Origin of the sequence: Aliicoccus persicus, from assembly GCF_900110815.1 — a bacterium.
Taxonomy (GTDB): Bacteria; Bacillota; Bacilli; order Staphylococcales; family Salinicoccaceae; genus Aliicoccus; species Aliicoccus persicus.
This window is the reverse complement of record NZ_FOIT01000003.1, coordinates 83211-92303: the sequence shown is the minus strand read 5'-3', so window position 1 is coordinate 92303 and position 9093 is coordinate 83211. Positions and strand designations below refer to the sequence as shown.

The 9093-nt window shown below is 39.0% G+C and carries 9 protein-coding genes; all 9 read right to left on the bottom strand.

Annotation, left to right across the window (positions count from 1 at the left end; genetic code table 11):
* Positions 1-153: 153 nt before the first annotated feature.
* Positions 154-1098, bottom strand: coding sequence for a DNA-binding protein WhiA (whiA, locus tag BMW30_RS05815; RefSeq protein ID WP_091474798.1), 945 nt, complete (start codon positions 1096-1098; stop codon positions 154-156).
* A 13-nt stretch (positions 1099-1111) separates the two neighbouring features.
* The gene (locus BMW30_RS05810; RefSeq protein WP_091474796.1) at positions 1112-2095 is read right to left on the bottom strand and encodes a gluconeogenesis factor YvcK family protein; all 984 of its coding nucleotides are present in this window, start codon (positions 2093-2095) and stop codon (positions 1112-1114) included.
* On the bottom strand, positions 2092-2967 hold the full coding sequence (gene rapZ / locus BMW30_RS05805) for an RNase adapter RapZ (protein WP_091474794.1): 876 nt from the start codon (positions 2965-2967) through the stop codon (positions 2092-2094). The genes BMW30_RS05810 and rapZ overlap by 4 nt, the downstream gene beginning before the upstream one ends.
* Positions 2968-3109: 142 nt before the next feature.
* Positions 3110-4039, bottom strand: coding sequence for a thioredoxin-disulfide reductase (gene trxB, locus BMW30_RS05800; RefSeq protein ID WP_091474793.1), 930 nt, complete (start codon positions 4037-4039; stop codon positions 3110-3112).
* Between the two features lie 50 nt (positions 4040-4089).
* Positions 4090-5514: a tetratricopeptide repeat protein gene (locus BMW30_RS05795; protein WP_091474791.1), complete on the bottom strand. Its 1425-nt coding sequence runs from the start codon at positions 5512-5514 to the stop codon at positions 4090-4092.
* Positions 5507-5995 (bottom strand): acyltransferase, encoded by a 489-nt coding sequence (locus tag BMW30_RS05790; RefSeq protein ID WP_091474789.1) that lies wholly within the window; start codon positions 5993-5995, stop codon positions 5507-5509. Before BMW30_RS05790 ends, BMW30_RS05795 begins: the two co-directional genes overlap by 8 nt.
* Positions 5995-6870, bottom strand: coding sequence for a prolipoprotein diacylglyceryl transferase (gene lgt / locus BMW30_RS05785; RefSeq protein ID WP_091474787.1), 876 nt, complete (start codon positions 6868-6870; stop codon positions 5995-5997). Before lgt ends, BMW30_RS05790 begins: the two co-directional genes overlap by 1 nt.
* A 3-nt stretch (positions 6871-6873) precedes the next feature.
* Entirely contained in the window at positions 6874-7800 is a 927-nt protein-coding gene (gene hprK / locus BMW30_RS05780) for an HPr(Ser) kinase/phosphatase (RefSeq protein WP_091474785.1), read from the bottom strand.
* Positions 7801-7904: 104 nt separating this feature from the next.
* The gene (locus tag BMW30_RS05775) at positions 7905-9092 is read right to left on the bottom strand and encodes a DUF4097 family beta strand repeat-containing protein (RefSeq protein WP_091474783.1); all 1188 of its coding nucleotides are present in this window, start codon (positions 9090-9092) and stop codon (positions 7905-7907) included.
* Position 9093 lies beyond the last annotated feature (1 nt).

The following is a 9093-nucleotide window of genomic DNA, read 5'->3' as shown; positions in this document are numbered from 1 at the left end:
CACTTTGCATAAAACTGTGGTCCCTCAAGTTTATGAGAGAGCACTTTGCATAAAGCTGATCACCCTCAAGTTTACGAAAACACCAACAATCTACAAAAAACCAAACAAAAAAAGACAGGACCGCAGTCCTGCCCCACTACACAACTTAACAAACTACAACTTCACTTCTTCGCCCGAGCGCAGTTTATCGGCAATTTGGTCGAGCTTTTTCAAGCGGTGGTTGACGCCACTCTTCGATATTGCGCCAGAACTGACCATTTCTCCGAGTTCTTTCAAGGAAACACCGTCATGCTCGACTCGCAATATTGCAATTTCTCGCAACTTGTCTGGCAACTCGTCCAAACCGATCATCTCATCAATATAGTTGATGTTCTCCACTTGGCGAACGGCCGCACCGATTGTCTTATTCAAGTTCGCGGTCTCGCAATTCACCAAACGATTTACAGAATTGCGCAAATCTCTCAAAATACGTGTATCTTCAAATTTCAACAGTGCCTGATAACCGCCGATCAAACTCAACAGCTCGGCAATTTTTTCTGCCTCTTTCAAATACACGATAAAGTTCCGTTTCCGCTCGATATACTTCGCATTTAAATCATATGTGTTCATCAAATGTGTTAATTGTTCTGCATGTGTTTCATACATCGTTGAAATTTCTAAATGATATGTGCTCGTCTCTGGATTGTTCATTGAACCTCCAGCCAAAAACGCACCGCGCAAGTAACTGCGCACGCAACAATCTGATTCTGTAATTCGATCTGGTATATCCACAGAAATCTTGTCACCTTCTAAAAGTTCCAAGTCTTTCAAAATTGCTTGCGCTTCTTTTTTCACACGACATATATATACATTATTTTTCTTTAATTTCATTTTCTTTCGTACGAGTAAATCAATTTCTACTTTGTAGATGCTGCGAATAATAGTAAAAATTCTCCGTGCAATAGCAGCATTCTCAGTCTGTATTTCAATGACCCACTGTTCGTCAAAAGTGCTCAAAGCCCCACTCATTTTAATGAGTGCAGACAATTCACTTTTTTTACAACAGTCATCTACTTCTACACGTGTCAGTTCATTCTTCATCTCTGAAGCAAATGACATGACAATCACACCCTTATTTTTTCTTATATTCAATGGTCGACGTTACTTCAAGTGCGATATTATATAGCACTTCCGCCAACACTTTATTGTTGTGTCTAACAGCACCTTCTTCATTGATCTCACATAAGTCATCATGCGTAATAATCTCAATGTTGCGTGAGAACAGCGTATGTTCATCAACGCGAACCGGTGTTACGCCTTGTTCTTCATAGAAGGGCGAAATTTTTTTCGTAATTTCTTTGTGATTCAAAACAACTGCATCCATGGTCGCACTTCCAATATGTTTTTCAATCGCTTCGATATGGTCACACACTGTGTAGTTATTTGTCTCTCCACTCTGAGTCATAATATTACACACAAATACTTTAACACCTGTCGCTTCTCTAATCGCTTCTTTCATACCGACAGGTAAGACATTCGGAATAATACTCGTATATAAACTACCCGGTCCAAATATGATTAAGTCTGATTCTTTGATTGCTTCAATTGCAGCAGGTGTTGCTTGACTATCTTTAGGTGATAGATAAACTTCTTCTATTTTTTTATTTACTTTTGGAATATAACTTTCACCGACGATAAATGAATCGTCTTGCATGCGCGCCACAAGCTGTGGTCCTGTATTCGTTGAAGGTATAATTTCACCTTTAATATTTAATAACTTGCTGAGTTCCCTGACTGCCGAAGCAAAATCTCCAGTCATGTCATACATCGCAGCAAGCATCAAGTTGCCGAGTGCATGTCCATCGAGTTCATCTTGTTTAAATCGGTAGCGGAAGAGTCGCGATAATTGCTGCTCTATGTCACTCATTGCACTCATCACATTGCGAATATCTCCAGGTGCAGGCATGTCGATCTTATCCCGAATTCGACCTGTTGAGCCACCGTCGTCCGCAACTGTGACAATCGCAGTAATATCTATTGGATAAGACTTCAAACCACGTGCAAGTACGCTCAGTCCAGTACCACCACCGAGTAACGTTACCTTAATCTTTTTCATCGCAACTTCCCTTCTATGGATGCATCGCGATGTGTCACATGCAAGTTATAGTCAAACCGCTCCTCAAGATCTTTCGCGAGTCGTTCAACCATTGTCACCGAGCGATGTTGACCCCCTGTACAGCCGATACTAATAACTAGCTGACTTTTCCCTTCTTTTACGAAATGCGGCATAGAGAATGTTAGCAAATCATACAACTTATTGTAGAATTCTTTTGATTCATCCCATTGCCAAACATAATCTTGTATTTCTTTATCCATACCGGTATACGGTCGCAGTTCGTCAATGTAATGCGGATTCGGTAGAAAACGTACATCAAACATAATATCTGAATCGATTGGGATACCATGTTTAAAACCGAAACTTTTTAAGCTCACTTGGAACTTAGAAATACCTTCTTTGATAAAATGCAGACGTATACGTTCACGCAGTACTTTAGGCTGAACATTCGTTGTATCGATAATTTCAGATGCCCAAGCGCGTAGCTCTTCCGTATTTTTTCTCTCTTCACGGACAGATTCTAGTAAACTCATGTTGGCTTGTAATGGATGTGCGCGTCTTGTTTCTTTGTAACGTGATACTAGTTTTTCATCAGAAGCATCGATAAAAAACAACTTAAAATCAATATCATCATGTTGACGAATCTTTTTTATCTCTTCGATTAATTGTCCAAAACTATCTCTGCTGCGGACATCGATGCCGAGTGCTAGGTGTTCCATTTCGTATTCTGGTGAATACATCATGTCAATCACCTTTGGAAATAGCGTTGGTGGTAAATTATCGATACAAAAAAAATCGATATCCTCTAGTGCTTCAATAACTACTGATTTTCCTGCGCCACTCATACCAGTTACAATTACAAGTTGTTTCAATTGACTCACATCCAATTAATAGTAGTTATTCTATTCTATCATTATTCTGTTTAAAAAGTGTAATTCTGAAAATAATGCATCCTCTCATAAAAATACGAGCATCCCCATTATAAAAATGGTGATACCCGTGATCTTTATTGATTTAATCATTCAATGAATCTAAATATTCAGAGGCATTTTGTGCTGCAATACTGCCATCACCTGTTGCTGTAACAATTTGACGCAGTGACTTTACTCTCACATCTCCAGCCGCAAAGATACCTTTAATCGGCGTTTCCATCTCTTCATTAGATTCGATGTAGTTATCTTCTGTTAGTATTCCTAAATCTTTAAATGGTGCTGTTAACGGTTGTAAACCGATATAGATGAATACACCATCTGCATCATAGTCATACACTTCATCTGTCTCTTTGTTTTTCAGCGTGACACTCGATACTTTCGAATCACCATTGATCGATTGGATTTCAGTATTCCAAATGAATTCAATTTTGTCGTTATTAAACGCACGATCTTGTAAGATTTTTTGTGCACGGAGTTCATCACGTCGGTGCACGATTGTCACTTTAGAAGCATATTTCGTTAAGAACATACCTTCTTCAACTGCAGAGTCTCCGCCGCCAATGACAACTAAGTGTTTCTCTTTAAAGAATGCACCATCACAAACCGCACAGTAACTCACGCCTCGACCACTCAATAGTTCTTCGCCAGGTATACCAAGTTTCTTGTGTTCAGTACCCGTTGCAATGATTAAACTACGCGCTAAAATATTTTCACTCGCCGTTTTGATGACTTTGATGTCACCATCAAGTTCGACATTTTTAATATCTCCATACTTGTATTCCGCACCAAATTTTTGAGCATGTTCAAACATTTTATTTGATAGTTCTGGACCAGTAATGTAATCAAATCCTGGGAAGTTCTCGACTTCTTCTGTGTTCGCCACTTGACCACCAGGCATACCGCGTTCCAGCATTAAAGTTGATAAGTTTGCACGTGATGCATACACCGCTGCTGTCATCCCTGCCGGTCCTGCTCCGACGATGACAACGTCATAAATTTTTTCAGTACTCATTCTAATCCTCCTACTCCTCACAATTCAACACTATTATATATTAAACTTGCCTATTTCTCATGTAACTTGCTTATCACCCTAAGTGCCTTTTCGAATTTATAGCGAGACACTTGAAAAGCTTCTTGCAATGATTTTTTCGTAACATTTTCATACATTTGATACATACTCGCTGCAACATATGGCGCAATATCATCAATCTCTACTTTTGCCTCGTAAAGAAGTGAAACGATAATCAACCACGTATACATATCGTCATCAGAAGTAAAGCCGTTTTCGTACAAAATATTTAAACCATGATGCATCGTTTCTGGTCTTCTGAAATGTACTTCTTTGTATAGCCATGAAACATAGATTTTCTCTAAATCACCGAGCGATTCTAGCGTATTCCATACCGGATGTCCGTAGATAGCTTCAAATGGTTTCACTCTCGACATACGATAAATACCAATCAGACGCATGTAAAGATCATCATCAAAGAAATAATCTTGTTCTATAGAACTGATTTCATTTGTCGCGTGCCCTTTTTCCCAAGGACTATATAATTCCGGCACCGTGTGAAACTGCTGCATCTTTTCCCAAAAGTTTCTTGACTCATCGATATGACCGAGCTCATATGCTGAGTGACTTAACGCGTGAAGTAATTGGAAGGAGATAAACTGCCCCTTTTTATAGAGTGGAAACAGCAATTCATAGGAGCGTTCATGTTTACGTAAGAAATTTAAAACCAAACCGATTTTAAATTGATCATCATCGTTTAAGGGCTGTACAACTGCTAACTTTTGCATCGCATTGTCGTACTCTTCTCTTGCGTCTGTATGATAATACAAGAGTGTCATATGACTGAGTGCGTGCATATCTGTTTTGTCTTCTTCTAGAAGTTGCTCTAGAATAATATGCGCTTCTTCAAAGCGATTCATGAATAGTAAGCCCATCGCTTTTAAATTTCTAAACTCTTTAATTTCCTGAAGATGAATTGGTGCTGCATTTAGCACATCCAACGCATCATCGATACGCGCATTCATAAACAAATACTGAAATAGATGACTCGTTATGAAAATATCCGCTTCTTCGATAACGTCCTCTGATTCATCCACATCGATTTCAAAAACATTTTCGAGCTCTTCATCATAATTCTCATCAGGAAATTTATCGGAAAATTTCATGCCAAATAAGAATGATTTATTTGCATCACCGACAATCATATACATCTGCGAGAAGATAAAATAAAATTCAGCATCATATTGATGCTGAATGAATTGATCGATCACAATCTTCTCTGCATATGCCAGCTGCCCTCTTTCTGCTAAAAGATATGCATACTGTGCCATGTATGATAAGTTGTCCGGTTCTAAATCAAACGCTTTTTCGAAGCTTTGAAGCGCTTCAGACTTTTTATTCTGTTCAATTTTTTTCATACCCTGCCGGAAGTGGAACGCACCATCTGGCTGAAACGGTATGATTTTACTATTATTCATCACGTTTGCTCCTCATCATTAGCGGATGTGGGTAACATGTTGTGTTATCTGGTATGTCTTTTGACACGACACTGCCTGCACCAACTGTGACATTATTACCGATCGTTACACCAGGTAATATCGTCACGTTCGCACCGACCATTGTGTTAGAACCTATACGAACATCCCCAATTCGATACTCATCCACGAGATACTCGTGTGTCAATATTACTGTATTATAACCAATAATTGTATTATTGCCAATGTATATCTTCTCAGGATACATCAAGTCCGGCATCGCTTTATATGCGAGAGATACATGACGTCCAAGTTTCATACCGAGTCCTTGCGTATAGAGCCAGTGTTTGAGTCTCGTAGACGGTGCGAACCGTCCGATTTCAATAATTACAAAATTCTTTACAACTTTAAAAAATGAAATCGTGCGGTACATTCTCCATAACGGATTCGTCTTTCCGACTTTGTGACGCACTAAGTCTCTCATTATTGCTTCCCTTTCACCTTTCCATTCTGCACTGTCGATGGATTTTTCTCTTTGTGTTTAAACACACTGTTCACATCTTTATATTTAGGCAGATCATACTTCATATTGCGGTAAATCCAAACTGCAATCGCACCGATAATAATAACAATTGATATCATCTGTGCTGCGCGCAATACTTCTGTGACCATCAAACTATCCGTACGCATGCCTTCGATGAAGTAACGGCCAACAGAATAATAAATCAGATAGATCAATATGGATTGACCGATCTTTAAATGCGGTCTCAAGAGCAAGATCAATACGATACCGACTAAATTCCACATCGATTCATATAAAAACGTCGGGTGGTAATACGCACCATCAATGTACATTTGATTAATGATGAACTCTGGTAAAAATAGAGATTCTAAAAATTCTCGACTGACTTCGCCACCATGTGCTTCTTGATTAATAAAGTTACCGACGCGGCCGATTACTTGTCCAAGTAAAATACTCGGCGCTGCAACATCTGCAATTTGCATGAAGCTATAGCCCTTGGCACGCGAGTAGATAATACCGGCTAAAAATCCACCGATTAATCCACCATGAATGGCCATACCACCTTGGTCTACACGGATAATATTCATCGGATTTGCAGCATAATACTCAAAGTTAAATAATACATAATACAGACGCGCACCGACGAGTGACGCAATGATGATATAAAACATTAAATCTACGAATGTACCTTCTGGTAAACCTTTTCTGTTTGCTTCATAGTTTGCAAGTAAGTATGCAAGGAACATACCACCAGCGATTAATACACCGTACCAGTGAATGTCTAATGGCCCTAATGAAAATGCAATAGGATTTAAGGGCTGAATGTTCATCAACATATGTTATCCTCCGTTATTCTCTTTAATTTGTTCCTGAATTCGTTCATTTAATTCAACGGCTGCGTTGTAACCAAGTCGCTGCATGCGATAGTTCATTGCGGCTACTTCAACAATTGCTGACATTGAACGACCTGGCTGGATTGGTATCGTCTTTTTATCGATTTCAGTATCTAAAATCTTTAATTTAGTACGATCAAGTCCAAGTCGATCGTATTGCTTACTCGGGTTCCACGGTTCTAAATGGACATTTAACATGACGCGCTTTTCATCCAGTATACTTCCTGCACCAAACAACGTCATGACATTGACCACACCGAGTCCTCGTATTTCAAGCATGTTGCGAATGAGTGGTGGTGAGGATCCCATCAGTACGCCTTCTGCCACTTGTTTAATCTCAACATTATCATCCGCAACAAGACGATGCCCACTTTTAACGAGTTCGAGCGCGGTCTCACTTTTACCGACGCCACTCTCACCTGTGATCAGTACGCCGATACCGTATATATCAATCAGCACACCATGTCTGTTGGTCTCCGGTGATAACTCACGTTCAAGATAGTATGATAGACGACTGAAGAAGTTCGTTGTTTTCGTATGTGTTAACAAAAGCGGCACGTTGCTCTTGTTACATGCGTCAACGATTTCTTGTGGTGGTTCTAACCGTCTTGAAATAATAATACATGGAGTTTGTGGGTCACACAATTTCTCTGCTCTTTTCTCACGTTCATCATGTGTCAGCATTTGATTAAAAAATGTGAGCTCTGTCATCCCTAAGATTTGTACGCGGTGGGCTTGATAATATGTAAAATAACCGGCGATTTCCAGTCCCGGTCTTGAAATATCACTATTTCTAATTTCTTTTTGTAATCCATCGGAACCCGCTAAAACTTTAAGCTCAAACTTTTCAACAATCGTCTCGATTGTTAACATCCACAACACCTACCTTATTGTATAAACTATAATTAAAATTATGCTTACTTTCAATAAAAATCCTACCATACCTTACGAAATGGCAGGATTATTTGTTTTGTTTCTTATTTGCGATGTAGCGTCACACTACCGAATTTAGTAGATACTTCTAAATAGACGCTTGGCTCATCTGTGTCATTGATTAACATGACTTCTTTTATACCGACATCTTGGTGCTTCATACTGCGTACTTCAATATCTGATGGATAGTTCAATTGACCGAGAACAGTGCTCATGCGACCTTCAAAATGGCGATCGCGTGGAACAGTTAAATTGATATTACCCATGTTTGAATTCAACACTGCAGCTTCAGTTTGAGATTCTAATGCAATATTTACCGCACCGTTTGCTGACACGTTCAATTCTTTTGCATACAACTTATCCGTATTGATCGTACCAAACATCGAGATCATCTCAAGCACTTTGTGGCTACCTTTACCGACAGTCAAATTACCTCTAGATGTTCTCAGAAATGCATTGTTCGTCATCGTGCCATCGAGTTTAATATTCCCATTTAATAAATCAACAGATAACTCATCGAATGTATGGTCAGCAAGGTCTACATTACCGTTCGTTCCTGAAATGATGAGGCGTTTTAGAGTGTCTTGATTAAGCAACACTTCTACGTTCACTTTTATAAACTTCGCATCTGAGACGATGTTTAAGTTTCCATCATTTACTTCACATATGATATCTTCAAAATAATTTTTTTTCTTATCTAATTTTCTATAAAGTGGTATCACTTCAAACTTTACAGTCGTTACGCGCTCAGTCGGAACGATCGAAACATTGCCGTGCGTCACATCAATATTCATGCGATTGATGTCTTCGTCAATTGTCTCAATCAATCGATTTTTTGGGCCTTGTGAGAACATCGACTCAAAGTTCGTATTTTTAACGGAGTCAAGTGCCTTCCCTACCGTATTTTTTACTTGTTGCGTCTGTTCACTGCCTCTAATATTTTTCCATGTTTCTGAGAGCTTTTCACTGTTGAACAATTTTTGGAAATCATTCGTGATATCACTGAAGATATCTTCGAATGCATTTTTCTTTTGACCTTGTTCATTCGCATCTTGTACTGTCTTTCTCTCTCCTGCGTCTTCTTCAGTCGGTCGTTCAACAGTTACTTTCTTCGAGTCGTTTGGAGTTGAAGTTTCAGAATCCTTATCGAGTGCTTCAATTAGTTTAAATGCTTCTTCCGCGTTGATTTTTCCTTCTTCAAGCATCTTTAAAATTTGTGCTTTGTGATTCATT

What these genes read in the sequence shown, in the direction of transcription:
- whiA (WP_091474798.1), bottom strand. Translation starts at nt 1,098, where the DNA reads ATGTCATTTGCTTCAGAGATGAAGAATGAACTGACACGTGTAGAAGTA.
- BMW30_RS05810 (WP_091474796.1), bottom strand. Translation starts at nt 2,095, where the DNA reads ATGAAAAAGATTAAGGTAACGTTACTCGGTGGTGGTACTGGACTGAGC.
- trxB (WP_091474793.1), bottom strand. Translation starts at nt 4,039, where the DNA reads ATGAGTACTGAAAAAATTTATGACGTTGTCATCGTCGGAGCAGGACCG.
- BMW30_RS05795 (WP_091474791.1), bottom strand. Translation starts at nt 5,514, where the DNA reads ATGAATAATAGTAAAATCATACCGTTTCAGCCAGATGGTGCGTTCCAC.
- BMW30_RS05790 (WP_091474789.1), bottom strand. Translation starts at nt 5,995, where the DNA reads ATGAGAGACTTAGTGCGTCACAAAGTCGGAAAGACGAATCCGTTATGG.
- lgt (WP_091474787.1), bottom strand. Translation starts at nt 6,870, where the DNA reads ATGTTGATGAACATTCAGCCCTTAAATCCTATTGCATTTTCATTAGGG.
- hprK (WP_091474785.1), bottom strand. Translation starts at nt 7,800, where the DNA reads ATGTTAACAATCGAGACGATTGTTGAAAAGTTTGAGCTTAAAGTTTTA.
- BMW30_RS05775 (WP_091474783.1), bottom strand. Translation starts at nt 9,092, where the DNA reads ATGAATCACAAAGCACAAATTTTAAAGATGCTTGAAGAAGGAAAAATC.